Source organism: Lonepinella sp. BR2271 (genome assembly GCF_051851515.1).
In the GTDB taxonomy this organism is placed as follows: Bacteria; Pseudomonadota; Gammaproteobacteria; order Enterobacterales; family Pasteurellaceae; genus Lonepinella.
This window is the reverse complement of the sequence record NZ_JBPDVF010000007.1, coordinates 36,125-62,961: the sequence shown is the minus strand read 5'-3', so window position 1 is coordinate 62,961 and position 26,837 is coordinate 36,125. Positions and strand designations below refer to the sequence as shown.

Below are 26,837 nucleotides of genomic sequence, written 5' to 3'. Positions count from 1 at the left end.
ATAAATTTTTTGGTTATAGTACCGAATATTTGCCCATTGAAAAAGCACTATTTTGCTTAATTTATGTTTAATTTATCAGCAAAAAATGGTAGAGTAGCGCCCAGTTTATTCACCCTTATCCTATGGAGATTTTGCAACGTATGACAGATACTGAAATTGCAAAGAAAATTGTTGAAGCCATTGGTGGTTTTGACAACGTGCAAAGTTTTGCACATTGTGCGACACGTTTACGTATTATGGTAAAAGACGAGTCGAAAATTGATAAAGACACCATTGAGGACTTGGATAAAGTCAAAGGGGCGTTTTTTAATTCAGGACAATATCAAATTATTTTGGGTACAGGGACGGTAAACAAAATTTATGCGGAAGTGATGGCGTTAAATGGTGGCTCCACCCAAGCCAGTGAAAGCGCAGCGCCAGCCCAACCGCAAGGTCATTGGTTTAAACGTGCGATTCGTACTTTCGGTGATGTGTTCGTACCATTATTGCCTGCTATTGTGGCTACGGGTCTGTTTATGGGCGTACGTGGGGCGATTAACAATGATGCGATTTTAAGCCTGTTTGGTACCACATCAGCGGCATTTTCTGCTTCACATTTTTATATTTATACTCAGGTTCTCACGGATACAGCCTTTATTTTCTTCCCTGCGTTGATTTGTTGGTCAGCATTCCGAGTATTCGGGGGCAATCCGATTATTGGGTTGGTATTAGGTTTGATGATGGTAAGCCCCGCTTTACCTAATGCGTGGGCGGTGGCATCTGGTGGTGCTGAACCGATTTACTTCTTTGATTTCATTCCTGTGGTGGGGTATCAAAACTCCGTGTTGCCGGCGTTTTTCGTGGGGTTAATTGGGGCGAAATTTGAGAAATGGTTTGCGAAACGGGTGCCAGATGTATTGGCCTTGTTGGTAGTGCCTTTTGTCACGTTCTTGATGATGTCTTTCTTGGCATTAATCGTGATCGGCCCGATTTTCCATTCTGTTGAAAACTATGTGTTAGCCGGTACCAAATACTTGCTTGCCTTGCCTTATGGTATTTCAGGTTTAGTGATTGGTGGCGTACATCAAGTGATCGTGGTAACAGGCGTACATCATATTTTTAACTTGCTTGAATCCCAATTAATTGCCGCAGATGGACAAGATCCGTTCAATGCACTGATTACCGCCGCCATGACTGCCCAAGCGGGCGCCACCTTAGCCGTCGGGTTCAAAACCAAATCGGCGAAATTAAAAGCCTTGGCTTATCCAGCAGCGCTTTCTGCGGGATTAGGTATCACGGAACCGGCCATTTTCGGGGTCAACTTACGTTACGGCAAACCGTTTATTATGGGCTTAATTGCCGGTGCATTCGGGGGCTGTTTAGCCTCGATTTTAGGCCTAGCGGGGACAGGTTTTGGGATTACCATTATTCCGGGTTCATTGCTTTACTTGAACGGACAAATCATTTCTTACGTGATTATGGTATTAGCGACAACCGCATTGGCCTTTGCTTTAACTTACATGTTCGGCTACGAAGATGAGAAAAAAGACGAGAAAAAAGCAGAAACGGTGAAAACCTTGGAAAAAAACACCGCAGTTTCTACATCAGTGCCAACAGCGGAAAGCAAAACCAATGAAGAAACGTTAGTTTCGCCTTTAACGGGTGAAGTGATTGCCTTAGAAAATGTGAATGATCCTGTATTCTCTGCGGGCGTGATGGGCGACGGTTTAGCCGTCAAACCTACTGAGGGCGTGGCTTATGCGCCTGCTGATGCAGAAGTGGAAATCGTACATGAAACAGGTCACGCTTACGGTTTAAAAACCGCCAACGGTACGGAAATTTTAATCCATATCGGTATTGATACGGTGAAAATGAAAGGCGAGGGCTTTGAGCCATTAGTCAACGTGGGTGATACCGTGAAAGCGGGACAGCCGTTGGCTAACTTTGATTTAGCTAAAATTGCCGCTGCGGGTTATGATCACACTACGGTATTAATCATCACCAATACCGACGAATTTAGTGCAGTAACGGGCATTGCTCAAGGAAATATTACTCACGGCGATAATTTCTTAAAAGTCGTTAAATAACGGTGTAGGGGCGGAGCGATGTATCCGCCCGAAAATCACTTCGTTTTTAGCGGGCGAACACATAGGTTCGCCCCTACATTTTTCCGAATATTTTCAACAAAAATGGAGAAAATACAGAATGACAAAATTATACGGCAGCCTTGAAGCAGGCGGCACCAAGTTTATTTGTGCAGTAGGTGATGCGCAATTTAATGTGGTGGATAAAGTCCAATTTCCTACCACCACACCTGATGAAACCCTTGCACAAACGGCAGCATTTTTTCAAGGTTATGCGGATCGTTTACAAGGGATTGCGGTGGGTTCCTTTGGGCCGATTGATATTGATAAAAATTCACCGACTTATGGTTATATTACCACCACGCCCAAACCGCATTGGGCGAATGTGGATGTTATCGGTGTCCTTAAAAAAGCCGTTGATGTGCCATTTTATTTTACCACAGATGTGAATTCCTCCGCCTTTGGCGAAACCTTGGTCCGTCAAAATGTGATCAGTTTGGTATATTACACCATTGGCACGGGCATTGGTGCCGGCGCTATTCAACATGGTGAATTTGTCGGGGGCATTGCGCATACCGAGGCGGGCCACGTATTAGTGTCCTTGCACCCGCAAGATCAGTCCAAGGATTTTCATGGCACCTGTCCTTTCCATAAAAATTGTTTGGAGGGCTTGGCGGCGGGGCCGTCACTGGAGGCTCGGGCGGGTATTCGTGGTGAATGTATTGCGCAAGATAGCGAAATTTGGGATATTCAAGCCTATTATATTGCGCAAGCCGCATTACAAGCCACCTTATTATATCGTCCACAAGTGATTGTGTTTGGTGGCGGCGTGATGGCGCAACAACATATGTTAGATCGGGTGCGTAAGCAGTTTGCTGAATTGCTTAATGATTATGTGCCTGTGCCAGACTTGGAACAGTATATTGTAACGCCTGCGGTAGCCAATAATGGCTCGGCCACGTTAGGCAATTTTGCGTTAGCGAAGAAAGTTGCTGAAGTGTCAGTCTAAACGACGAAAGCATAACAAAAGGGACGTTTAAACACGTCCCTTTTTTATCTTTGGCAGATTAACCAATCACGTTGGGTAAATAACCCGCTTGAATTAAGAACGGCACATTCATAATCAATAAGCCGAGTAATAAGGCAATTAGTAAAGAAATGTTACCGCCAATCACACGATAAGGCATCTCAGGATAACGTTTTCTGGCACGCCATACCATGCCCACGGGTAAGACTAAACCATAGAATGTAAACATTTGTCCCGCAAAGGCTAATACGGATAAGAAATCATTATAGAATAACGCAAAGAATAAGGTAGGAATGAACGTTAATAAACCTAATGACGCACGTCCAGCCTTAATATTAATGCGTTTAAGTAGGTCATCTAAGCAATCAAATAACGCCAAGGCCACGCCTAAGAAAGAGGTTATCAAGGCAAATAACGAGAATAAACGCACTGACCAACCGATCAATGGACTGCCTGTAATATGGGTGACGGCGTTGACTAATCCGCCTAATGTCGGATCTTGATTTAAAATTTGGACAAATTCAGATTGGGTTAACACACCATGCGTCGACATCTGCCAAACAATATACAGGGCTAAAGGTAATCCCGTCCCGATAATAATAGAGGTTCTTAAGCGTGCGACATTGCCCTCTAAATATTTATTAATACTTGGGATCACCACATGGAAACCGAAAGAGGTAAAGAAAAACGGACTAGCAGAAATTAACAAGGCTTTATCTAACGGCACCGCCATTAAATTATCCATGCTCACTTTGGGCAACATCAAGAATAACAACACCACAAAGGCAGCGAGTTTGGCAATAAATAACAAGCGAGTGGCAATATCCACGTGTCCTGTGCCGGCAATAATAAAGATGGCAAAAAAGACGGTGAAAATCACGGAAATCGCTGTGCCGTATTCTTTCAGTTCGGGTAATACGGTAGAAATTAAATTACTGCTCATTAACACATACACGGTGAGAATGGCGTACATAAAAATGACCAGAGCCAAGGTGGCTAAAACACGGCCAGTCATGCCAAAATATTGCTCAGCCAAGGTAGCAATGCCCGCATCTTGACGTTCTGCTTTTTGATAGACTTCAACAAATAACAATGCGCTATAACAGAGTAGCACCCATAACATCACTAATAAAGCCACGGTGTAACCAAATCCCATACCGGCAGAGGTTAATGGCATGGACACCATACCGGCACCAATGGTGGTGCCTGCCACAATTAATGCGCTACCAAGCGTTTTATTTTTCATACTGCTTTCCTTAGATTAAAAAAATACATCAAATAAACCAGATTGCTATTCTATACGATAATATTTATTTTTGTAATTATAAATTTACGCTGTTTTGAAAAATTGACGTTTTATGGCTAGAAAATAACAAAAAAGTGCGGTGGATTTTTGCAAAATATTTAAAAGTCGGCGAAAAACGGCCCGTTTTGTCGGGTATGACCACTTTCTTTTAGCTGAAAATCCTTGACGCAAACGTTTACTATTTTTTGTTTTCAGGTAGAATACGTTTCTTTTTTATTCAATTCATTTAGGAATTTTTATGTCTCTAGAAAAAACATTCGAGCTTTCTGCTCGGGGATCTAATCTTCGTCAAGAAATTACGGCAGGCTTAACCACCTTTTTAGCCATGGTGTACTCGGTTATCGTGGTGCCAAACATGTTAAGCCAAGCGGGTTTTCCTGCGGAAAGCGTGTTTATTGCCACCTGTTTAGTGTCGGGGCTTGGCTCCATTTTAATCGGTTTATGGGCCAATGCGCCAATGGCGATTGGTTGTGCCATTTCATTAACTGCTTTTACCGCCTTTAGTTTGGTGATCGGTCAACAAGTGAGTATTCCCGTTGCGTTAGGCGCAGTGTTCTTAATGGGGGCGGTGTTTACCTTAATTTCCGCAACCGGTATTCGTTCTTGGATTTTGCGTAATTTGCCATCCAGTATTGCTCATGGTGCGGGTATTGGTATCGGTTTATTCTTGTTATTGATCGCCACCAGTGGGGTGGGTATTGTGGTATCAAACCCAAATGGCACCTTGGTAAAATTCGGTGAATTTACTTCTTTCCCCGTATTGATGTCCTTAATCGGTTTGGCGTTCATTATTGGATTAGAAAAAATGAAAGTGAAAGGGGCGATTTTATGGGTAATCATTGCGATTACGATTATCGGCTTAATTTTCGATCCGAATGTGAACTTCTCTGGTGACGTATTTAAAATGCCAAGTTTTGGTGAGCAATCTTTATTTTTGCAATTAGACATTATGGGCGCTTTACAACCTGCGATTTTGCCAGTGGTGTTTGCTTTAGTGATGACCGCCGTTTTTGATGCGACGGGGACGATTCGTGCGGTAGCGGGACAAGGTAATTTGCTTGATAAAGATGGTCAAATTATTAACGGCGGTAAAGCCTTAACGTCGGATTCTGTGAGTAGTTTATTCTCTGGTCTTTTCGGTACTGCCCCCGCTGCGGTGTATATTGAATCCGCAGCAGGCACGGCCGCAGGCGGAAAAACGGGGATTACGGCCATTGTGGTTGGCGTCTTATTCTTGTTTATGTTATTTTTCCAACCTTTAGCCTTTTTAGTACCAAGTTATGCTACGGCGCCGGCATTAATGTATGTCGGTTTATTAATGTTAAGCAATGTGAGCAAATTAGACTTTAACGATTTTGTCGGCGCCATGAGCGGTTTAATTTGTGCGGTCTTTATTGTGTTAACCGCTAATATCGTGACAGGCATTATGCTCGGTTTTGCCGCTTTAGTGATTGGACGTGTAGTGTCTGGTGAATTCAAAAAATTGAATGTCGGCACGGTATTAATCAGCTTGGCTTTAGTGGCATTTTATGCGTGCGGTTGGGCGATTTAATCTGGTGTTAAACGCAAGCCAATAAATGTATAACCAAAAAGTGCGGTGTTTTTTGCGAAGAAATTTCATCAAAAAACACCGCACTTTTTTAACAAAATATTATTTCAGTAAAAAGTCTTTTATTTGCTGTGCTAATCCATCAAACATCTCATAACGTTTGCGATACATAGAGCGTTTTTTACTGGCAATATCTTCTAATGGTTTGCGTTCAATTTGAACAGGTAATTGCCAATAGTGATTTTGATATTGTGCCTGATTTTCTTGCCAAAATTCATCATAATTAAATTGCATATATTTAGAATCATTCCAACGGTATTTGGCCTCATATTTATGTGGAATGCCCTTTAATTCACAGCCTAATTGTTGGGCGACGATTTTAAACACATTCACCAACATAAACATAGGACGTACACCATGTAAGGCTTTTGTGGCATTGCGTACCGCTAATTGCGCTTGTTCATAATTGGGGCCTTGAATGGAGGCAATTAATAATGTATTGGGCGATAAAAAGGTAAATGAGGCGTCGTAAATCCGATTTTTTTGTTGATCAACAATGTTAATAGAGAAAAATCCCTCTAATGGATCGACCCGATTGAGATTGAAATATAAATCTAATTCATCCGTTAATTTGGCCAACAATAGATTTTCTTTTTCTAGCAATAAAGGTATTTTATCCGCAGGCAAAAACTGCTCGGCTAAGGTGAAATTTTGCATAATGGCGTTTAAGCGTGCAGTGCCATTAAAGCGCTTATCACAAAATTTATTTAATAAGGTATTAATTCGATACACATCCTTTTGGAAAATGGGCTGCCATAGTGAATGGGTCTCTAAGTAGTCTGATAAAGATTGGAGCTGTTTTCTATAAATTACCAAGCGCATTTGATAGCGGATATATTCTCTCAAGAGTTTTAACCGGCGTTTCTCAATGGGAAACATTTTTTTGAATGTGATTAATGAGGTTAAATTAAACATAATAAACAGGATGAAATTAATTAAGTGGCAAGATTATAGGGATAATGGCTTGATATAGCAATAAAAAAGACGATTTATTATTTCTTGGATAGCGACTAAAGCGCATAAAATTACTCACAATCCTTTTTAGGATGGTTCGGTTTTTTTCCGTTACAAGCAACGTTCAACATTCCTGTCGGCATTTTGTGCAACGCACTTTTTATGCTCTTTATGCCAATTTTTTATTCTGCAGGTTTTGCATCCTCAACGGGCGCAGGCGCTTCACGAGGGGGAAGATCGGCGGGTTTTACTGAAGATGCACAGAAATTTTGCCCTTTATCCGCCCAAACAGGGATATTACGCACAGGGCTGTAACAGTTCCAACTGCCGTAACTGTTAATGCCGACCCATTGGATATCGTCGATTTTTTTTAATTTCAAAGGAGTGACTTCCGCACGGTGTAAGTAGTTTTTATAAATTTCTAAGGCACCACTGGCGCCGGTTAATCCCGTTTCGCCATTATCATCACGGCCGAGCCAAATAGTCGCCACGTTTTCGCCGTCAATACCCACATACCACGTATCTCGAGCGTCATTGGTGGTCCCTGTTTTACCGGCCAAATGTAAATTGGCGAAATCATTTTGTAAACTACGTGCCGTTCCTCGTTCCACCACTTGTTGCATTGCGTACAGCGTTTGCATAGCGCTTTGTTCGGGCACCACTTGCTCAGGTTCGGTTTGATGTTGATAAATCACTTCACCTTGACGGTCGGTAATGGCGCTAATGGTGCTTAACGGAATTTTTCCGCCGTTATTGGCGATCACTTGATAAGACTTGGTGACGTCATAAGGCGAAATACTGTATGAACCTAATAACATGGCAGGCACTTTCGGAATGCTGACCTTATCCCACCCCATGGCTTGTTGGGTTTCAATCACTTTGCTTAAACCGACTTTCATGCCGATATTCACCGTTGGAATATTTAAAGAACGGGTTAACGCATCCACTAACATCACCGAGCCGCTATATTTGCGGTCATAGTTTTTCGGCTGCCAAGGTTGGCTGCCTTTGATATGAATGGTGATAGGTTGGTTATTAATCGGTGTATTTAATCTGAACTTCTCGGGGTCAGAAAGTGCGGTTAAATAAATCGACGGTTTGACTAACGAGCCAATTTGGCGTTTAGCCATAAAGGCACGGTTAAAGCCAGCGTATTCCGTTTGTAAACCGCCCACCACGGCACGAATTTCGCCTTGTTTATAGTCGGCAACCACCATAGCCGATTGTAAATTCGGATTTTTGGTTTGTAATTGTAATTTACGAGTGGCGTCAACCACCGCTTGCTCGGCGTAGGCTTGTTGTTTGATATCAAGGGTGGTGAAAATGCGGGCGCCCAATAAACTGGCGGATTTGTTTTCCCCTAGATTTTGGCGTAATTCCGCTTGTAAGGTTTGGATAAAGGCCGGATAAGGGCGAGCAATGGAGCCTTTTTCTTGCACTCCTAATGGCCGTTGGCTTAACAGATCAAACAATTCTTTGTCGATCATTTTATGTTCCAACATTAAGCCTAACACTACATTTCGGCGTTCTTTGGCATAAGTTGGGTTGCGCCAAGGATTATAAAGAGAGGGGCCTTTTACCATGCCCACTAACAACGCAATTTGATCTAAACTGATTTCTCGCACAGGGTGGCCAAAAAAGAAATGACTGGCTAACTCAAAACCATGAATTTGCGTATCGCCATTTTGCCCGAGATAAATTTCATTTAGATAGGTCTCTAAAATCCGATTTTTGTCGTAGCGTAAATCTAAAATAATTGCCATTAAGGCTTCGTTAATTTTACGGGTAATCGAGCGTTCGTTACTGAGAAAGAGGTTTTTCACCAACTGTTGGGTTAAGGTGCTACCACCTTGTACAGTTTGTCCCGCTTTGATATTGGTGATCATCGCACGAGCGATACCGATAGGACTCACGCCTTGATGTTCATAAAAACGGCGATCTTCGGTTAAAATGAGGGTATCAATCAAAAAGCGCGGGTAATTTTGTAAAGGAATTGCCAAACGTTCTTCTTTATCCGATTGCAACATGGCAACTAATTTCGGCGCTAAACGAAATTCATCAATGGTGGTACGATTAATCAGATCCTCAATCACGGTTAATTTTTCATCGCTAAAACGTAAGCGGAAAACCCGTTGCGCCTCCATTTTATCAGGGAATGGAAAGGCCCGACGTAATAACACAATGGTATCATTTTCAATTTTGAAATCTCCAGGGGCCGCCACAAAGGTGGTTTGGCGATAATCATTGTTGAGCAATAATTGCGTGACATCATTTAGGGTCAGGTTGTCTTGTAATCGTACACTTTCAATACGACTATAGACCTCAGCCGGTAAACGCCAAATTTGGCCGTCCATTTTGGAGCGGATTTGCCAATCTAAATAGGCTCCATAGAATACCACCAATGCCCCTAAACTTAACGTCGCTTTGGCCAAAAATAAGGCGCATTTATGCCGTTGGCTAAAGGAACGTTTTGCCGGCGTTGGTTCTGTCGCAGGTTTTTTTTCTTGTTCGGTTGACATTATTTACCTAATAAATCCTAAACTTATTTTGCCAATAAACGCATTTTAACATTTATTTGTTTTAATTGTGTTCTTTTTTAAGTAACGATAATAAAAACAGAAAACTGGAGGCAATCACGACAGACGGCCCTGATGCCGTGTTATATAATGCAGAAAGGGTTAACCCCAAACTGACGGCCAGCATACTGATGACCGCCGCAATGATAGCCATACTTTCTGGGGTACGAGCAAAACGTCTGGCGGTGGCGGCGGGAATAATCAATAATGACGTAATAATCAATGCACCAACAAAGGTCATGCTTAACGCAATAGTCATTGCGGTTAAAATCATTAAAATAAACCGCATTTTTTTCACATTAACCCCTTCAACCTGAGCCAGTTCGGGGCTGACCGTGATTGAAATCAGTGGTCGCCAGAAACAGAGTAACAGGCTAAATACCACCAAAACTCCCACACCGATATAAATCAGATCGTCAAGGTTGACCGCCAGTAAATCACCAAATAAATACCCCATTAAATCTACACGCACATTTTGCAATAATTGCACGGTAATCACACCGAGAGAAAGACAACTATGTGCAATAATACCGAGCAACGTATCCACCGAAAATTGGGTGTTATGTTCTAACCAAACCATGGCAATGGCCAAAATTAGCGTCAGAATTAAAATGGCAATGTAGGGGTTAATTTGGAAGAAAATCCCTAATGCCACACCAAGCAGGGCAGAATGCGCAAGGGTATCACCAAAATAGGCCATTTTCCGCCATACCACAAATGCCCCTAAAGGTGCGGTGATAAATGACAACAAAATACCCGCTAGCCAAGCGGGGAAAATAATTTCAAACATAGCTTTCCTTAATTTTTATGTTCTGCACAAGCCTGATTGTCCTGACAACAAACATCACCGTGAATATTGTGTTGGTGGTTGTGATGATGCGTATAAACGGCAATATTTTTAGCAAATTGATCGCCAAAAAAGTGAATAAATTTGGGATCGTTAGACACCACTTCAGGCGTACCCGCACAACAAATATGTTGGTTAACACATAGCACTTCGTTGGTATCCGCCATCACAATATGTAAATCATGAGAAACCATGAGAATAGCACAATTTAATTTTTCACGAGTTTGTTTAATCAACTGATACAGTTCGACTTGGCCGTTAATATCAACACCCTGAGTCGGTTCATCTAGTACTAACAGATTAGGTTTATTCAGAATCGCACGAGCAATCAACACTCGTTGCATTTCGCCGCCAGACAGCTTTTGCATACTATTTTTAATTAAATGCGAAATGGACAGCAAGGCCAAGGCTTGTTGTACTTCATGCTTGCTGATACCTTTTTTCAAGGACAAAAATTTTTCTACCGTCATGGGCAAGCTCGGATCCAAATGGATTTTTTGTGGCACATAGCCAATACGTAAACTCTTGCTATACACCACATTACCACTGGTCGGCGTTAATAATTTCAGTAACACCTTTAATAACGTGGATTTTCCCCCACCGTTTGGCCCGACAATCGTGATCACCGAATTGGGGTAAATCTGTAAATTAATGTTTTGCAACGCCACTTTTTGGTTGAACATCACATTAATGTTGTTTAAGGTGACCAACGGCCGTTGGGGGACATGAATTGATTTAATTTGCATATTACAATCTCGCTTTCCAATAGCCTAACCATTCTTTTAATAATTGCATATTAGCATTGATTGCCCCCGCTTGCGGGATAAAGTGCATATAATTGACTTCATAGCTGTCTGGCGTAATACCATTGCCAACGCTAGCCGGTAACACGGTAAACCCTGCTTTTTCAAATAATAATTTAGCACGTTGCATATGCCATTGATTAGTGACTAAAATAATTTTAGATATATGTTCCCGTTCCAGTATTTCACGGCTATATTGAGCATTTTCAATAGTATTTAATGCCCGTTCTTCTAACCATTTGGGTTGCACGCCAAAAAAAGTAAAAAACTCTTGTGCCATCACTTTGGCTTCCGAATTACCATTTGGACTGGCGCCAGTGACTAAAATCGGCAGTTCGGTTTCTTTATGTAAATAGGTAGCATATCGCATCCGTTCCAACACAAGCCCCGGCACGGTTAAACTATTATACAATTCTTTGCTATCACGTAATCCACCGCCTAACACCACAATGGCTTGGGCTTGGCGATAATCCTCAATGCTGAGATTATCTTCCACCACTAAGCTGTCGCTGAGTTTTTGTGCAGTATAGGTTAAACTAACCGTATAAAGTATCCCAATGGCGAAAAATGCACTGAAAAACGCCATTTTTTTACAACGGCATAACCAACAAATGCTAGCCAACAGGGCAAGCAGAATCACATTGGCAGGGGGGAGTATTAATGCACTAATTAATTTGGTGAGTTCAAACATAATCAAATTCCAATTAAAACTGCGGTTATTATTCCTGAAAATTTCAACAGGCGGACATATTAGTCCGCCTTTTGTATTTACCTATTCGTTTGCTGATTTAGGCTAAAAACGTTTTCAAATCAAGATAGTTTTCTAATTTCTTCCACTGGCAAATTCACTATCTTCGCCACTATTTGCGGATCCATATTGAAAGCCAGCATATTTTTAGCTGTTTCGTAAATGCCTTCTAGTTTTCCTCGTTCTAATCCCTGCTGTAACCCCTCAATTTTCGCAGACTCTAACAAAGAATATTCATCCCATTTGCGTTTTAAGCTGACGTTGTACATATCTCGTTCTCCTTTGCTTAGTTGGACGTATTCGGCGATTTTGAATACTTTTTCAAATACGGGTTTGCTGAGGAATTCGGGGAGTTTGTCTAGTTTGGAAATGTTTCTTAATACAAACAGCCATTTGTCCAAATCGCCCTGTAATTCGGTTTCTGTTTTATTGAAGTTCAATAATTCAATATAAGTAAACCCCAAATCTTCATAAAATACCGTTCCTGTATTTCTATCACATAATGCAATGTCGTGCAAATATTGTTCGGTTTGATGGGTTAATCGGAAACCGTCCATTAGCACAATCACATAGACTTCGCTGATGTTATAGTTCCAAAAACGCCGTTCGCCTTTGGGGGCTTGGTCGGCAATCAGTTTACTGCCATAGTATAACATACGTTTCTTCAAATTCACTTGCGAACTGCATTGCATTTCGATAATAAATTGTTCACCGTTTTCAGCGGTGCAAGTGAGGTCAAAAATCACCGCACCTTGTTCAATGCTGTCGCCTTGGTGTTCGTTTGGGTTGTAGATTAAATCTTGAATCACTTTGCGATCTTTGAAAATTTCGTTTAAAAATGCAATGAGTAAATCTTTGTTGACTTCTGTGCCGAAAATGCGTTTAAAACCGTAGTCGGTGGTGAGATCTATGTAGCGAGTGGGTTTGAGGTTCATTTGGGTTCTCCTGTTGTTTTGGCGGAATATAGAAGAAAAGTAATTTAAACGCCACAATGGCATATCAAATTTGGAATCAAGATCACAAAAGTGGGGTGAAAGAGGTTCCCGACATGAGGTTTTTTCGATAATAAATTTGGGTAGATGTGCAGTTTTTGTCTTTGAACAGTGGAGTGCGGTGGAAAAAATTAAACTTTTCCAATCATTGTATACCCCTTTTCCCAATATGTTATAACTAAGTGTTGATGATTTTAGGATTTGTTTACAAAATATCCTAAAATAACAATAATCCAGCAAAACTAAGATAAAAAATAACCTATGAGCCAGAATTTTAATCTTCAGCAATTTATTGCCCAAATCCCTAAATTAGCCAATGAAACTGATCTTGAACAGGTGTTTAATGTTATGAATGTGGTGGCCAATATGCCTTTGTCTATTGACCTGAAAAAACATTTATTAAGCCAAATGGAAACCAAATTAAAAGACAATCCAAATTTCCAAAAAATAGCAGAAACTCACCAACTCCAATTAAAACAACTTCAGCAAATATTGGCTGGAAATAATGTACAGGTTACAGCAGAAAAAAAAGAAGAAAATAAAAAACAAAAGCAAAAAAATCAAGCCAGTCAGCAATTTAATTTGCAACAGTTGAATATATTGAAAGGATTTGAGTTAGTTCAATATGTGATCAATACCATAGAAACTCAAGCACAATGGGATCAAGTTTCTGTGCCTAAAAAAATTGAAATAGTTAAGGAATTCTTTGATCCAAATAATATTAAAAAAATCACAACAACAGAAAAAGGCACTAATCAGGCTGGATTAATAGCAATACAAGGATTAAAGGATGATTCACAGGAAGTTATCAATCAAACTGTGGAAAGTTTCCAAAATGTACCTAGTGAAATTCAAACTAAAATTATTAATCAAATTGATGGTAGCAATAAAGATTTTATAAGAAGTTATAAGAAATTTTTTGGAAGAGAGCCAAGACCAGAAGAGATTGAAACTTATAAAACTTGCCTCAAGTTTATTGCCAAGCATAAAGAAAATATAGAAAAAGAATTAGGTATAGAAATCCAATTTGATAAAAAAGGCTTGTTTCTTCCTAAGCCTAATACTGAAGAAAATAGAATAAAATTTAAAGCCAGTTTAGATAATTTATCACAAAAAGAACCAGATCCTATCTTAAAAAATGCTTTGGAAAATGCCTCTTCAGGATTAATGATGGAGTCTATTAGAGATACCATCAAAAAAAATCATATTTCTCCAAAACTTTTTGGTCTTGGTGTTTTTAAGCATAGTACAGTGAATGAGGCTTTTACCAAGTTAAAAGATCAAATGGGAGAAATAGCTAAAGTTTATGAAAAATTTAATTCTCACTCCAAATGGGATATAGTCAATTTTGTTAAGTTAAGCCATAAATCTCATATAGTTAAATTAATGCAAGCCCAAGTCAGTTTATATTTATCAGGGGCTAATAAAAATGTGGTGAATAATCCTTTGTTATAAATAATTAATATGGAGTCATTTCAATGTATTTTTGCATAATTTCTAACATTCTATGTTTTTCTGAAGAACCTGTTTTAAACAGATTTTGATTTTCAGGACTTACTTTAAATTTATCAAATAGAGAAATTATATTTTTGTCAATTTCTTCTAAACAAGACAAAATAGTAGGATTATACCATTTTTTATTTAAAATTTTTTCTACATAATCCCCTCTAATTTTTAGTACTTGTTCAAGTTGAGAATAAGTTAAATTATTTAGTTTTTTGTCAAGTTCATCAGTAAAACTAATAAAATTTCTTTCAAATTCATCAATACCAACTAATTCATTATAATTTAAAGGTTTAATAAGATCCTTATATGTATAAGTTTTACCTCTGAAATTTGTCTTAATATTCTTCATTTCTTGAGTAACTTTACCATATTTAAATAACTTATCTCCATCAGGTGTGCAATAAGAATCTTTAGGTATATATAAATCTTGGCAACCATAAGCAAAAACATTTTGAGAAATTAAAAATAAAGAACCTACTAAAATTGTTTTGAGAAGTTTCATAAATTACTCCTTTTTATTATTTATTGTTTTGTATTATTAATAATTTGGATGTTATCGTAGATTAAAATAAATGGAAGATATTTTTTTAATTATTTACAAAAAAATTTGAAAATTAATTTAAAAATACATACCTTGTAAATATAATCAGGGAAAACACCCAAATCATCAACACTAAGTTATAACAGTTTGTTATTTTTCTAGTTTTTGAACCCAAGTATCAGCCCACCAAACATAGATCATACTGATTACAAGATCAAGAAATGTAGTACCGAGAAATATATAATGTGAATTTTGTAAACTATCTTTGAATAGATGATATATCCAATAATTTTCACCGATATAAATAAAAATCATAAATAATATGGTTAAGGTTTTATGCCAAATTTTGTCTTTTGTGTTTATAATGAATTTGGATATACTGCATAAAATTAGCACCGAAAAGAGTTGTAAAAAATGAACAAATAGTAAAATGGCAGCATCACTAGTATCTCCAGTGTATTGCAGATAAAGCAAGTAGGATAGTGGCGGAAGTAACGTTACAAATAATACCCCCCAAAGTTTACAGCGGTTAAGTGTGTTTTTTTCTATTGTCATAAAAATTCCTTTGTTTTTGAAGAAAATTATAGATTTGGTATCTCATAGCCTACAAAAATACTATTCAACCGTGAAATTTTTTGCATTTTATCATTGTTTTTTTTTTGCACAAGTTGCGATTGAAATATATACAAAATGAATTAATGAAGTGATAAGTGGTCGGGGTGAAATGCCCTGCACTCACGTGCAGGGTTAAGCATGGTAACGATGCTCCGCATCTTCTCCTATCTAGCCACAAGAAAATTCCCCACATTAAAACACTGTCAAACAGTTTGAAAAATGCTATGATATGCGTTTGTGAACTGACTTTTCGCTGTGGAATCTGATTGACGAATGAATGAAATCTTACAATCCTTAAAACAACATTTACAACAAATTGACCGTTTAATTATTGATAAAAATGATGTGCTATATTTTGACTATCCGCTACATTTGAATGTGGGAGATTTATTGATTTATGCAGGTACCGAGCAATTTTTCAAAGATTATCATATTCATATTCGTTTAAGACGTTGTTTGCAAGCCTTTGATCTTCATGAAGTGAAAAAATATATTCAACCGAATACCACGATTTTGTGTCATGGCGGTGGAAATTTTGGGGATTTGTATCCGCTCATTCAACAAATGCGAGAAGAAATTGTGCGTGAATTTCCGCATAATCGGATCATTTTATTGCCTCAAACCGCTCATTTTTCCAGCGAGCAAGCCATGTTAACCTCGGCAACCGCATTTTCTGCACATCCTGATTTACATTTATTTGCCCGTGACAGTAAAAGCATGGTATTAATGCAACAGCATTTTTCTCAGCATAGCTATTTATCGCCAGATATGGCGCATCAACTGTACGGAATTTTGCCACAAAAAGACCGCACTTCCGGTGATTTAGCGCCTACAAAAAGTGCGGTGAAAAATACCCTTTATTTTTTGCGTAAAGATATTGAAAAAAGCCATATTGAAACGGACATTCAAGCACAATTAGCGAGTGGTTCGCATATCAAAGATTGGGAAGATCTTCTGTCGGCACAGGATCACCAATTCGAACTTTGGTGTAGCCGTTTGGCGAAAATGGCTAACAAATTTAAATTAACGTTTTTAAAGAATAAACTCAATGTCTTATGGTATCAGCGTACATTGCAGATTATTGCTCGTTGCCAAGACATCTTTTTGAGCTATGATGACGTGATTACCAGCCGATTACATGGACATATTTTTTCTTGTTTATTGGGTATTCCAAATCAAGTGTGTGATAATTCCTATGGTAAAAATTCAGGTTATTATCAGCAATGGACAAAAGACATAGATTACACAACGCTCTATGAAAAATAATCATTTTATTAAGCTCATTGCGATTACTTTATTAAGCATGGGGTTGACTTTAGTCAGCTCTTTTATCTTAGCTCGCTTGTTATCGGTACAAGATCGCGGTTTACATCAGTTATTTGTAACATCAGTTTCCTATGTGACTACGTTTGCCACTGGGGGCGTCGGTTTTGCGTTTGCTTTGAGTATGCGGAATAACCAATATACACATTGGAAAGGTTATTTTCTGTTATTTTTAGCCTTAGCTGTATTGGTCGCCAATATCGCCGTGTTTTTCTTTAATGTGACGGATTATTACGGCTTATTTATGCTGAATGTGCTATTAACTGCCGTGTTAACCATTACGCTAGAAAAAAGTAAAATTGATCCTAAGATGATCGTTTATCGTCGTTTAACCTTACAACAACCGATTTTATTGGTGTTGGTGTATGGCGTGACTTATCTGTTATTTCAGGAGCAACCACTGCAAATTGCCCTGTATTTATTAACCTTATACAGTGCCATTCAGGCTATTTTTTGTCTTATTTATTTATATCAAATTGATAAAGATTTTACCCAACGTAATCAAGTAGTTTCCATTGATCGCAAATTTTTCTTCACCACTTGGTTTAAGCAAAATGTATTGCAAACCTTTGGGGCGACCACTGCCAGTTTAGATAAATTTTTGGTGGTGTATTTTCTTGGCCATTATACGTTAGGTCTTTACACGGTGTGTATTGCCTTTGATAGTTTAATGACCAAATTTATTAATATGTTGGCGGATTATTATTATTCGGGCTTATTAAATAAATTAAATCGAATTAAATCCGTGTTAGTCGTGATTGCGTTAATTAGCGTTGGAGCATTAATTCTGGTGCCGTTGTTAGCTAAACCAGTGATTGCGTTTTTCTTCAGTGCTAAATATATTGAAGTCGCACCGGTGTTAATTTGGTTTATTGTGAATGCGATTATTGCTGGTCTATCTTGGGTGTTATCACAAAATATGTTGCTATTTGGTAAACAGATTTTATTGTTTGTGCGACAATTAATTGCTATTGTGGTATTTGTGGTTTTATTTTATTTATTACGTGATCTTCAATTATATGGTTTGGCTTATGCCCTTATCGGAGCCAGTTTAACTCGTTTATTGATTTCGTTAATTTATTATTTTAAATATCCGATCACCGATATGTCGGTGACTAGCACAACTGAACAAAAAAGTGCGGTGTAAAATGCGAAAATTTTTAATTTCTTTAGAAAAAGACATACAACGTAGGGAATTATTTTTCTCTCAACCAGATACAGCAGATTTTAACGTATTTAATGCCATTAATACCATGAATTTGTCACCATCAGAATTAGAAAGCCGTTTTGATTTTAATGGGTTTAAACAAGCCTACGGACGAGCAGTGACTAAAGGTGAAATTGGTTGTACTTTAAGCCATTTAGCGATTTATCAAAAAATTGTAGATGATGAAACTGTTCAAGCAAATGACTATGCTTTAGTCTGTGAAGATGATGCGTTGTTGGCAGAAAATTTTCAGCAAAATTTGACCGCACTTTTAACTGAAAACTTCACCGCCGATATTATTCTAGTCGGACAATCAAAAATCCCAACCTTTGATGATATTGAGTTGAAGATTAATTATCCAACCACATTGCGTTTTCTGCAAAAGAAGATAGCGACAACGGGTTATCGTTATGCTTATCCTTATAAAAATTATTTTGCAGGCACGGTGGCTTATTTAATAAAAAAATCGGCTTGTCAAAAGTTCTTAGATTACATTGAACAACAGCAAAAGATCTTCTGGTTGGCAGATGATTTTATTTGGTTTGAGAAACAATTAGGCTTAGATATTATCGTGATTCGTCCGTTAATGGTGATTGAAAACCCCAAATTAGCCAGTAATTTAGCCGATTTACGTGCCGCCTTAAAACATAGTTGGTGGCAAAAATGGCTGAAATTTCCAGCCAAAAAGCTATTAGCGATTAAGAGAAATTTATAATGTCAGCATTATTTAATTTATTTTATCTTTATGATCCTTGGGCTTTTCATTTTATCCGAATGAGTCTAGTCGCTGGTGTTATTGCGGTGTTATGGTTGGGTTATAAATGGTATAAAAAACAAATTAACCAAGTGATTATTCCAGCAGACAGTTTATTCGTTTGTGCTGCTTTAGTGCTTGTTTCCGTGATCCCGATTTTGATTAATGGTACAGCAGAGTTTGGTGTACTGAGTATGTATATTAAACTGTTGGTGATATTTATATTGGGGATTGCAATTTATAATTTATTTTATCTGCAACAAGAAAAAAGCCTATTTATTCGAGATATTAAAATAGGAATAGTGGCACAGTCTATTATGGGTGTTTTAGCACTAACGGGTATTCCGTTTTTAGTCAGCATTGCATTAGGTACAAATGCCAGTGCCATTTTACCGCAGTTTACAGGATCGGAGCAGGAATATCGTTTATACAACATAACATCATCCGCCTTTTTCCAATTAAGTGCCTTTTACTTAATGCTTTTGCATTTTTTATTAGCTTATGCCGAGAAGCACGCTAAATTGCAAGGGATTTATGTGTTTTTAATGTTATGTATCGGATTGATTTCAGGCAGAACATTTTTATTACTCTCCGTTTTCAGCTTAGTCCTTTATTTTAAACGAGATTATATTTTGCCGATAATATTGTTCGGTGTATTAATTTTTGTTTTAGCCATAAATTATCAATCAAGCCTTTATATTGAACATGCTTTAGAACCCTTGATTAATTTGATTTATGGGACAGATCGTCCAGCGTCTAAATTTATTGGTATTTCTACTGGGTTATCTTCTTCCACCGATACCTTAATGCAAAAACATTTATTTATGCCAAGTTTAAAACAACTGATGATAGGTGACGGCTTATATTATAATCTGAACGGCAAAGGTTATTACGGCGGATCGGACTCTGGCTTTATTCGTCAGGCATTATATGGTGGTATCGGTTATATTGCAGTTTGTTTTGTGGTGACAGCTTATTTTGTGAAACGGATTGCGGATAACTGGTTTAATGGCAGTTGGAAATTTATTTTATCTAGCTTGTTATTGTTGAGTTTATTAAATGTCAAAGCCGATACCTACGCTTACCCTGGGATTATGTTTATCTTTTTAATGTTTATTTCGTTGTTCGGTGGGCAAGGTAAACAAATTGTGAGAAAAAATCATGTTTAGTATTATCATACCTTCCTATAATCGTAATCTGGAAGTTAATCGTTTATTGGTGAGTTTGGAACAACAAACCGCAAAGAATTTTGAGGTCATTGTGGTTGATGATTGTTCGCCAAATCCGTTAAAAATTGACCGCACTTTTAGCTTTGAGGTTAAACTTATTCGTAATGAACAAAATGCTGGACCCGCTCAAAGTCGTAATAATGGTGCCAAAATGGCAACAGGCGAGTGGTTATTATTTTTAGATGATGATGATCGTTTTGATGAGCGAAAATGTCAAATGATTGCCGAAACCATTGAGCAAAATTCAACGCTGAACTTTATTTATCATCCTGCCAAATGTGAAATGGTGAATGAAAAATTTAGTTATGTTACCAAGCCGATTAATGAACAAGAGATTTCATTAGAAAGAATTTTATTGGTCAATAAAATCGGAGGTATGCCAATGATTGCGATTAAAAAAGACTTCTTTTGGCAGTTAGGTGGATTATCCACGGCGTTAAAATCTTTAGAAGATTATGAATTTGTGTTAAAAGCCGTAAGTTCAGCAGATTTTCGTCCGAAGTATGTTGATCTGCCGTTAAGTATTTGTCAATTTCATACGCAAAGATCCAGTGTATCGACGAATACAGTCAATACCGAGAAAGCCATTGAGATTATCGGACGACAATATGTCAAAACCGAACAGCAAGCGAAAAATTTTGCGATCAATTCGCTATATATGTTGTCTTATCCATATGCCATGAATTTATCCCGTAAAGCCGGTTATTATTATTTTAAAATCTTTGGTTTAAGCCATAACGTGAAACATTTGATGATTGCGATTATCAGTACAATATCGCCTCAATTAGCGATAAATTTAAAACGCTATATTTAAACGGAACAAGCAATGAAATTTTCAGTATTAATGTCCTTATATATTAAGGAAAAACCCGAATATTTACGGGCATGTTTACAAAGTTTAGTGACGCAAACACGTCCGGCGGATGAAATTCTGTTAGTGTTAGACGGTGCCATTACGCCAGCATTGCAAGCGGTGATTGATGAATTTACCGCCATTTTACCGCTTAAATTGCTCCCCTTAGCCCAAAATGTTGGGTTAGGTAAAGCCTTAAATCAAGGGATTCAAGCGGCCAGTCATGATTGGATTTTCCGCATGGATACGGACGATATTTGCTATCCTGACCGCTTTGAAAAACAAGTGGATTTTATTGAACAACATCCTGAAGTGGTGATTTTAGGTGGCCAAATTGCTGAATTCGGTGCAAACATTGAAGATATTGTAAGCTATCGAAAAGTGCCGACCACAGCCTCCGATATTGTGACATTTACCCAAAAACGTTGCCCGTTTAACCACATGACCGTGGCTTACCAACGCCAAGCCGTATTAAAAGCAGGCGGCTATCAAGGATTGCAAGAAGATTATTATTTGTGGATCAATCTGGTAGCACAGAATCCTACGCAAGTGGCTAATTTATCTGATATTTTGGTTTATGCGCGTGTCGGCAATGGTATGGTGGGTCGTCGTCGTGGCTTGTCGCAAGCCAAATTTGAATGGCAACTTTACCGATTGAAATCGCAAGTAAAACTACAACATCCCGTTACTGGATTTGGCGTATTTTTCACCAGAATGTTACCTCGTTTATTACCCAAAGCATTACTTGAAAAGTTATATCAATTTATTCGTAAATAGGAAAGTAAAATTCATGAAAACCTTATTAAAAATCACCGCACTTTGTGCTTGTTTAGCTGTTGCAAGCTGTTCCTCCAATAAGACGGGCAACACGTCGGTGTCTGCTTTAGGGAATGATGCCACTTACAGCAAAGCACGTACATTAGATAATTTTAATGATTACGTGCAATTTCTCAAACAAAAAGCAGCAGGACAAGGCGTATCTGCGAAAACCTTGAATGCACAAAATAATATTCGTTATATTGAAAGTGCGGTGCGTTTAGATCAAAAACAAGCAGGCAATGCGGCACGTCGTAAAAATCAGCCACCAGCTCCACCGAATCCAAATGGCGCGACAAATTATATTAACAAACACCTTACGCAAGCCAAAGTAAATAAAGCCGAAAATAATTATTGGGATGTGCGTACATCCCTGCAAAAAGCCAGCCAAAAATATGGCGTACAGCAAGAATTTATTTTAGCCTTATGGGGCATGGAAAGTAGTTTTGGTTACTATCAAGGTAATTTTGATGTACTTTCCGTATTAGCGACCTTAGCGTTTGATGGCCGCCGTGAAAAATTATTTAGCCAAGAATTTATCAATGCGATGAAAATGCTGGATCAAGGGCATTTAAATCGAGCTCAAATGCTTGGTTCATGGGCTGGAGCAATGGGACAAACCCAATTTATGCCGACCTCTTATTTAAACTATGCTGCAGACGGTGACAGCGATGGGCGTAAAGATATTTGGAAAAATGAATATGATGTGTTTGCCTCTATTGCCAACTATTTGCACACCGTAGGGTGGAATGACCGCTTACCTTGGGGCGTGGAAGTACAGCTTACTCAACCGGTTGATTTAGCCTTATCGGGAACAGAAAAAGGTAAAGCACGCTCGCTGAAAGATTGGCAAGCCCGAGGTATTATGCTAAAAAACAGTGCAGAGGCACAAAAACTCAACGCTTTATCTTCTGCGAATTTGTGGTTAGTGCAACCCGATAAACAAGTGGGACGTGCATTCTTAGTGTCGAATAATTTCCGCACGATTTTAGATTGGAACCGATCTAATTATTATGCTTTGAGTGTGGGAATGTTTGCGGACAGAATTAAAGCTACCGTAGGTTTGTAATGTAGGTTTGTCACAATTTATTTTAATCAAAAGAGGAAACAAAAATGGCTGCAGAAAATGCAACGGAAACTGCACAGTTAGATGTGATTGGCGAAACAGGAAAAATCCTGAAAGAAGTGTCGAATATGGATTTAGGCACTTTATTAAACGACTGGATTATTCCTTATGGTACCAAAATTTTATTGGCGATTGTCATCTTTTATGTGGGGAAAATCATCACACGAGTGGTGAGTAATTTATTAGGACGAGCCGCCTTAGCCTCGACCAAAGATGAAATGTTACAAAGTTTTGTGCGTTCCATCAGTTATTTCTTATTGCTTTTAATCACGGTGATTGCCTCACTTTCCCAGTTAGGCATTAATACTAGCTCGCTAGTGGCATTAATTGGTGCGGCGGGTTTAGCCATTGGTTTATCCTTACAAAATTCCTTGCAGAATTTTGCAGCGGGCGTGATGTTGCTGATCTTCAAACCTTTTAATAAAGGTGATTTTATTGAAACGTCTGGCACCACGGGAACGGTTCATCAAATGGGTTTATTAATGTTGGAGCTTAGAACAGGTGACAATAAAACCGTATTAGTGCCAAACGGCAAAGTGTTTGCCGATAGCATTACTAACTATTCTTTGAATGAGACTCGCCGTGTGGATTTAACCTTTGATATTTCTTATGAGTCCAATATTAAACAAGCGAAAGATATTGTGGCTGCCATTTTTGCGAAAAATGACATGGTGTTAAAAACCCCTGAACCCGTGATTGCTGTGGGTTCCTTAGAGGCGAGTAGTGTACAATTAATTGCACGTGGTTGGGTGAAAAATTCAGATTATTGGAAAGTCTATTGGGCCATGTTAGAGGACGTGAAAGTGGCTTATGACGAGGCGGGCATTTCCATTCCTTATGATCAAATGGATTTGCATATTGTGAATAATAGTGCCAACGAAACTGAAAAATAAGTTGTTAAAATGATAGACATAGCCCCAATGCGTCGAGCGTATTGGGGCGTTTTTATAGATTAATAGCGATGAATCTTATCAAAAACTGCGGTCAATTTCTCCGCACTTTTTATGCCTTTGGCACTTTCTACGCCTGAATTTAAATCTAGCCCTAAACAGCCTTGTTGTAAGGCAAGATCGATATTTTCTGGACTAATTCCACCTGCTAGCATAATACGATTTTTCAATTCAGCAGGAATTTTTGACCAGTCAAAGGGTTTGCCTGTACCGCCTTGTTGATTGCCTATTTGACTATCAAGAACATAGCGATTGACCGCTGAAATTTCATCAATTTGCACCGCAGTTTGGTTTTCAATATCTACCGAAACCGCTTGCCAGATTTGAATATTTTCAGGTAATTGTTGACGAAGTGCGGTGATAAATTCGGCATTTTCTGAACCGTGTAATTGCACCGCAAAAAGTTGTAGTTGGCTGGCAATTTTCACGATAAAATCAATTTCTTGATTTTGGAAAACACCGACAAAACGCAATGGGGCAGTGGTGACTAATTCTTGTGCTTGTCTAAGACTGACTTGGCGTGGCGACTTTTCCGCAAAGATTAAACCGCCGTATAAGGCACCTTGGCTATAAACTGCTTGCACATCTTGCGGACGGGTTAAACCGCAGACTTTATTTTCGCCGAAAATCACCGAACGTACGGCGTTATTTAAATCGTGACTTCCCATTAAACTGCTGCCAATCAAAAAGCCGTGAGATACGGATTTTAGCTGTTGCACTTGAGCGTGCGTGTAAATTCCTGATTCACTGATAATGCGAGTATCGGCTGGAATCTGATGTTGATATTTTTCCACCAAGTATTTTACCCGATTTAAATCCACCGTGAGATCGTGCAAATTACGGTTATTTACCCCGATAATTTTTGCTCCTAAGCTCAACGCTCGTTCAAATTCCACTTCGTTACTGGTTTCGGTTAATACACCCATGCTAAGCTGATGAGCAAGGTGAGATAATTTTTGGTAGGTTTCATCATCTACCACGGAAAGCATCAATAAAATCGCATCCGCTTGATGGAATCGGGCGAGATAAACTTGATATTCATCGACCATAAAATCTTTGCATAATACAGGCTGGCTGACGATATTTCGCACTTGCTGAATATAAGCAAAATCCCCTTGGAAATATTTTTCATCTGTCAGTACGGAAACAGCGGTCGCATAATGTTTATACACATGAGCAATCTCTGCCAAATTAAATTCGGCACGAATTAAGCCTTTAGACGGCGAGGCTTTTTTACATTCTAAAATAAAAGCAGGTTGTTGATAATTGCCTTGTGTCTTTGATGACATTAGGGCCTGATAAAAACTGCGGTCAGAATGGGTGATTTTTTGTTGAAATTCACTTAGCGGAAATTCGGTTTTTTTCTGTTTTACCCAGTCCAATTTATCGAGTACGATTTTTTGGAGAATGGTTGGGGCGGTTGGGTTGATATTCATTTTGTTTACTCGTGGTTTTACCCTCACCCTAGCCCTCTCCCAAGGGGAGAGGGGATGTTCAGAGGGATAATTCAAAATTTAATTTATTGCATTTCAATACCCTATATAATTCCCTCTCCCTCTGGGAGAGGGCTAGGGTGAGGGTAAAATAATCTTAATATTTCGTCAATGTCAGTAATGTTTCATAAGGTTTACCGCTAGTTATCACGCCAAGCACCTGTTCCGCATTGGCTTTTAAATCTTGATGACCAAACACTTTCATTAACATTGCTACGTTCATTACCACGGCTTGAACGTGTTCGGCTTTGCCTTTGCCTTGTAAAAGTGCGGTGAGAAATTGTGCATTTTCTGCGGGTTCACCCCCACGTAAACTGTCTAATGGTTGTGGTTCAAAACCGAAATCATAAGGGGTTACGCTGTAATAAGTAATCTCGCCGTGACGTACTTCTGCCACATCGGTTTTGCCGTGAATCGCCACTTCATCTAAACCAGAACCATGTACCACAATGGTATTTTTACCGCCTAAACGGACTACCGTTTCCGCATAAGGTTGAATTAAATCTGGCGAATACACCCCTAATAATTGATGCGTTGGGCGAGCAGGGTTGCACAGTGGACCAAGAATGTTAAACAATGTGCGAGTTTTCAAGGCTTGGCGAACTGGAGCGGCATATTTAAAACCTTGATGATATTGTTGCGCCCATAAAAAGCAGATATTGGTTTCATCTAACGCCTTGCGTGCGGTTTCAGCACGCATTCCGATATTTACCCCTAATGCACTCAGTACATCACTCGCCCCCGTTTTGCTCGATACACTACGATTGCCGTGTTTGGCAACTTTAAAGCCAAGACTGGCAGCCACAATGGCAGAGGCAGTGGAAATATTAATGGTGTTGGCACCATCTCCACCTGTTCCAACAATATCGGCAAAATCATAATGTGGGGTAGGGAAATGTTGAGCATTTGCCACCACAGCATTGACCGCACCACTGATTTCTTCTGGTGTTTCACCACGTAATTTTAAGGCAATTAATGCCCCTGCTAATTGTTCATTGGCTAATTCGCCGTGCATAACAGCGTTAAATAGTTGTTCTGCTTGTTTTTGGTTTAATGGTTGTTTTTCAAAGAGTTGGGATAATAGTTGTTCAATTTGCATAATACTTTCCTTAACGATAAATACTGTAAGCTAAGTCGTTGGCTTCATCGCCTGTCATACCACGGAAACCCCAGCAATGTGGCGGTTGTTCTTTAATGGTGATTTCCACATCAATGGCATTAATATCCGCCCGTTGTTCCAATTCACAGAACAGCATTTTTATTAGCCGTTTTTTGGTATCTTCGGAACGCCCTTGCATTAGATTAATTTCAACCACAATAAAATCGTCTGTTCGCCCCTCGGGACAGAAAAAATCTTCTCGTTCTAAGCCGATAAAACGTAAAGTATGTTTACGTGGGGGAATATCCAGTTGCATATTTAAGCAATCGTAAATTGCCTGCATAATCTGCTGTTTTCGTGGTGCAAGCGTGTGTTTTAAACCATAAACAATAATCATAAT

General features: G+C 38.8%; 24 protein-coding genes. 12 read left to right on the top strand and 12 right to left on the bottom strand.

The annotated features are described in order from the left end of the window. Positions 1 to 140: 140 nt before the first annotated feature. Together ACTG7X_RS07080 and scrK are read left to right on the top strand one after the other, a co-directional pair. Positions 141 to 2,066: a glucose PTS transporter subunit IIA gene (locus tag ACTG7X_RS07080; RefSeq protein WP_439257814.1), complete on the top strand. Its 1,926-nt coding sequence runs from the start codon at positions 141 to 143 to the stop codon at positions 2,064 to 2,066. Positions 2,067 to 2,184: 118 nt separating this feature from the next. Next, positions 2,185 to 3,072, top strand: coding sequence for a fructokinase ScrK (gene scrK / locus ACTG7X_RS07075; protein ID WP_439257813.1), 888 nt, complete (start codon positions 2,185 to 2,187; stop codon positions 3,070 to 3,072). A 58-nt stretch (positions 3,073 to 3,130) separates the two neighbouring features. Here scrK and ACTG7X_RS07070 read toward each other — a convergent pair whose 3' ends face one another. Beyond that, positions 3,131 to 4,336: an aromatic amino acid transport family protein gene (locus ACTG7X_RS07070; RefSeq protein WP_439257812.1), complete on the bottom strand. Its 1,206-nt coding sequence runs from the start codon at positions 4,334 to 4,336 to the stop codon at positions 3,131 to 3,133. Positions 4,337 to 4,634: 298 nt separating this feature from the next. Between ACTG7X_RS07070 and ACTG7X_RS07065 the strand changes: the two genes are divergently transcribed. Then, positions 4,635 to 5,948, top strand: a complete 1,314-nt coding sequence (locus ACTG7X_RS07065; protein WP_439257811.1) for an NCS2 family permease — start codon at positions 4,635 to 4,637, stop codon at positions 5,946 to 5,948. Between the two features lie 99 nt (positions 5,949 to 6,047). Here the strand turns inward: ACTG7X_RS07065 and ACTG7X_RS07060 are convergent, their stop codons facing one another. From ACTG7X_RS07060 to ACTG7X_RS07035, 6 genes are all read right to left on the bottom strand, one after another. Beyond that, positions 6,048 to 6,920, bottom strand: a complete 873-nt coding sequence (locus ACTG7X_RS07060; protein WP_439257810.1) for a VirK/YbjX family protein — start codon at positions 6,918 to 6,920, stop codon at positions 6,048 to 6,050. Positions 6,921 to 7,141: 221 nt separating this feature from the next. After that, positions 7,142 to 9,478 (bottom strand): penicillin-binding protein 1B, encoded by a 2,337-nt coding sequence (mrcB, locus tag ACTG7X_RS07055; RefSeq protein ID WP_439257809.1) that lies wholly within the window; start codon positions 9,476 to 9,478, stop codon positions 7,142 to 7,144. A 61-nt stretch (positions 9,479 to 9,539) separates the two neighbouring features. Further along, positions 9,540 to 10,325: a zinc ABC transporter permease subunit ZnuB gene (znuB, locus tag ACTG7X_RS07050; RefSeq protein WP_439257808.1), complete on the bottom strand. Its 786-nt coding sequence runs from the start codon at positions 10,323 to 10,325 to the stop codon at positions 9,540 to 9,542. Between the two features lie 8 nt (positions 10,326 to 10,333). Further along, positions 10,334 to 11,128 carry a zinc ABC transporter ATP-binding protein ZnuC gene (znuC, locus tag ACTG7X_RS07045; RefSeq protein ID WP_439257807.1) on the bottom strand — a complete coding sequence of 265 codons (795 nt, stop codon included), beginning with the start codon at positions 11,126 to 11,128 and terminating at the stop codon, positions 10,334 to 10,336. A 1-nt stretch (position 11,129) separates the two neighbouring features. Beyond that, complete coding sequence (locus tag ACTG7X_RS07040) at positions 11,130 to 11,876, bottom strand: YdcF family protein (RefSeq protein ID WP_439257806.1); 747 nt, start codon at positions 11,874 to 11,876, stop codon at positions 11,130 to 11,132. A gap of 119 nt (positions 11,877 to 11,995) precedes the next feature. Then, positions 11,996 to 12,868, bottom strand: coding sequence for an Rpn family recombination-promoting nuclease/putative transposase (locus ACTG7X_RS07035; protein WP_439257805.1), 873 nt, complete (start codon positions 12,866 to 12,868; stop codon positions 11,996 to 11,998). Between the two features lie 318 nt (positions 12,869 to 13,186). Between ACTG7X_RS07035 and ACTG7X_RS07030 the strand changes: the two genes are divergently transcribed. Next, the gene (locus ACTG7X_RS07030; RefSeq protein WP_439257804.1) at positions 13,187 to 14,380 is read left to right on the top strand and encodes a hypothetical protein; all 1,194 of its coding nucleotides are present in this window, start codon (positions 13,187 to 13,189) and stop codon (positions 14,378 to 14,380) included. Positions 14,381 to 14,384: 4 nt separating this feature from the next. Here ACTG7X_RS07030 and ACTG7X_RS07025 read toward each other — a convergent pair whose 3' ends face one another. Next, complete coding sequence (locus ACTG7X_RS07025) at positions 14,385 to 14,933, bottom strand: hypothetical protein (protein ID WP_439257803.1); 549 nt, start codon at positions 14,931 to 14,933, stop codon at positions 14,385 to 14,387. A 189-nt stretch (positions 14,934 to 15,122) separates the two neighbouring features. Beyond that, positions 15,123 to 15,527 (bottom strand): hypothetical protein, encoded by a 405-nt coding sequence (locus ACTG7X_RS07020; protein WP_439257802.1) that lies wholly within the window; start codon positions 15,525 to 15,527, stop codon positions 15,123 to 15,125. Between the two features lie 333 nt (positions 15,528 to 15,860). On the opposite strand from ACTG7X_RS07020, the gene ACTG7X_RS07015 reads away from it, so the two are divergent. From ACTG7X_RS07015 to ACTG7X_RS06980, 8 genes are read left to right on the top strand one after another with little or no spacing between them, the layout of a single operon-like run. After that, entirely contained in the window at positions 15,861 to 16,853 is a 993-nt protein-coding gene (locus ACTG7X_RS07015) for a polysaccharide pyruvyl transferase family protein (protein ID WP_439257801.1), read from the top strand. Next, a complete protein-coding gene (locus ACTG7X_RS07010) occupies positions 16,843 to 18,057 on the top strand; it encodes a lipopolysaccharide biosynthesis protein (RefSeq protein ID WP_439257800.1) in 1,215 nt (404 codons plus the stop codon). Before ACTG7X_RS07015 ends, ACTG7X_RS07010 begins: the two co-directional genes overlap by 11 nt. 1 nt (position 18,058) lies before the next feature. Further along, positions 18,059 to 18,832, top strand: a complete 774-nt coding sequence (locus ACTG7X_RS07005; protein WP_439257799.1) for a glycosyltransferase family 25 protein — start codon at positions 18,059 to 18,061, stop codon at positions 18,830 to 18,832. Continuing rightward, positions 18,832 to 20,040 carry a hypothetical protein gene (locus tag ACTG7X_RS07000; RefSeq protein ID WP_439257798.1) on the top strand — a complete coding sequence of 403 codons (1,209 nt, stop codon included), beginning with the start codon at positions 18,832 to 18,834 and terminating at the stop codon, positions 20,038 to 20,040. The genes ACTG7X_RS07005 and ACTG7X_RS07000 overlap by 1 nt, the downstream gene beginning before the upstream one ends. Next, positions 20,033 to 20,914, top strand: a complete 882-nt coding sequence (locus ACTG7X_RS06995; protein WP_439257797.1) for a glycosyltransferase family 2 protein — start codon at positions 20,033 to 20,035, stop codon at positions 20,912 to 20,914. Before ACTG7X_RS07000 ends, ACTG7X_RS06995 begins: the two co-directional genes overlap by 8 nt. Positions 20,915 to 20,926: 12 nt before the next feature. Then, positions 20,927 to 21,730 carry a glycosyltransferase family 2 protein gene (locus ACTG7X_RS06990; RefSeq protein WP_439257796.1) on the top strand — a complete coding sequence of 268 codons (804 nt, stop codon included), beginning with the start codon at positions 20,927 to 20,929 and terminating at the stop codon, positions 21,728 to 21,730. Positions 21,731 to 21,743: 13 nt separating this feature from the next. Continuing rightward, positions 21,744 to 22,838: a lytic murein transglycosylase gene (locus ACTG7X_RS06985; RefSeq protein ID WP_439257795.1), complete on the top strand. Its 1,095-nt coding sequence runs from the start codon at positions 21,744 to 21,746 to the stop codon at positions 22,836 to 22,838. Between the two features lie 44 nt (positions 22,839 to 22,882). Continuing rightward, entirely contained in the window at positions 22,883 to 23,788 is a 906-nt protein-coding gene (locus tag ACTG7X_RS06980; protein WP_439241711.1) for a mechanosensitive ion channel family protein, read from the top strand. 59 nt (positions 23,789 to 23,847) lie between these two features. On the opposite strand, the gene trpCF is transcribed toward ACTG7X_RS06980, so the two are convergent. The 3 genes from trpCF to ACTG7X_RS06965 all read right to left on the bottom strand — a co-directional run bounded on the left by trpCF (position 23,848) and on the right by ACTG7X_RS06965 (position 26,834). Further along, complete coding sequence (gene trpCF, locus ACTG7X_RS06975) at positions 23,848 to 25,281, bottom strand: bifunctional indole-3-glycerol-phosphate synthase TrpC/phosphoribosylanthranilate isomerase TrpF (protein ID WP_439257794.1); 1,434 nt, start codon at positions 25,279 to 25,281, stop codon at positions 23,848 to 23,850. Between the two features lie 154 nt (positions 25,282 to 25,435). Next, positions 25,436 to 26,437: an anthranilate phosphoribosyltransferase gene (gene trpD / locus ACTG7X_RS06970; RefSeq protein ID WP_439257793.1), complete on the bottom strand. Its 1,002-nt coding sequence runs from the start codon at positions 26,435 to 26,437 to the stop codon at positions 25,436 to 25,438. 10 nt (positions 26,438 to 26,447) lie between these two features. Beyond that, complete coding sequence (locus tag ACTG7X_RS06965; protein WP_132302453.1) at positions 26,448 to 26,834, bottom strand: tautomerase family protein; 387 nt, start codon at positions 26,832 to 26,834, stop codon at positions 26,448 to 26,450. Positions 26,835 to 26,837 lie beyond the last annotated feature (3 nt).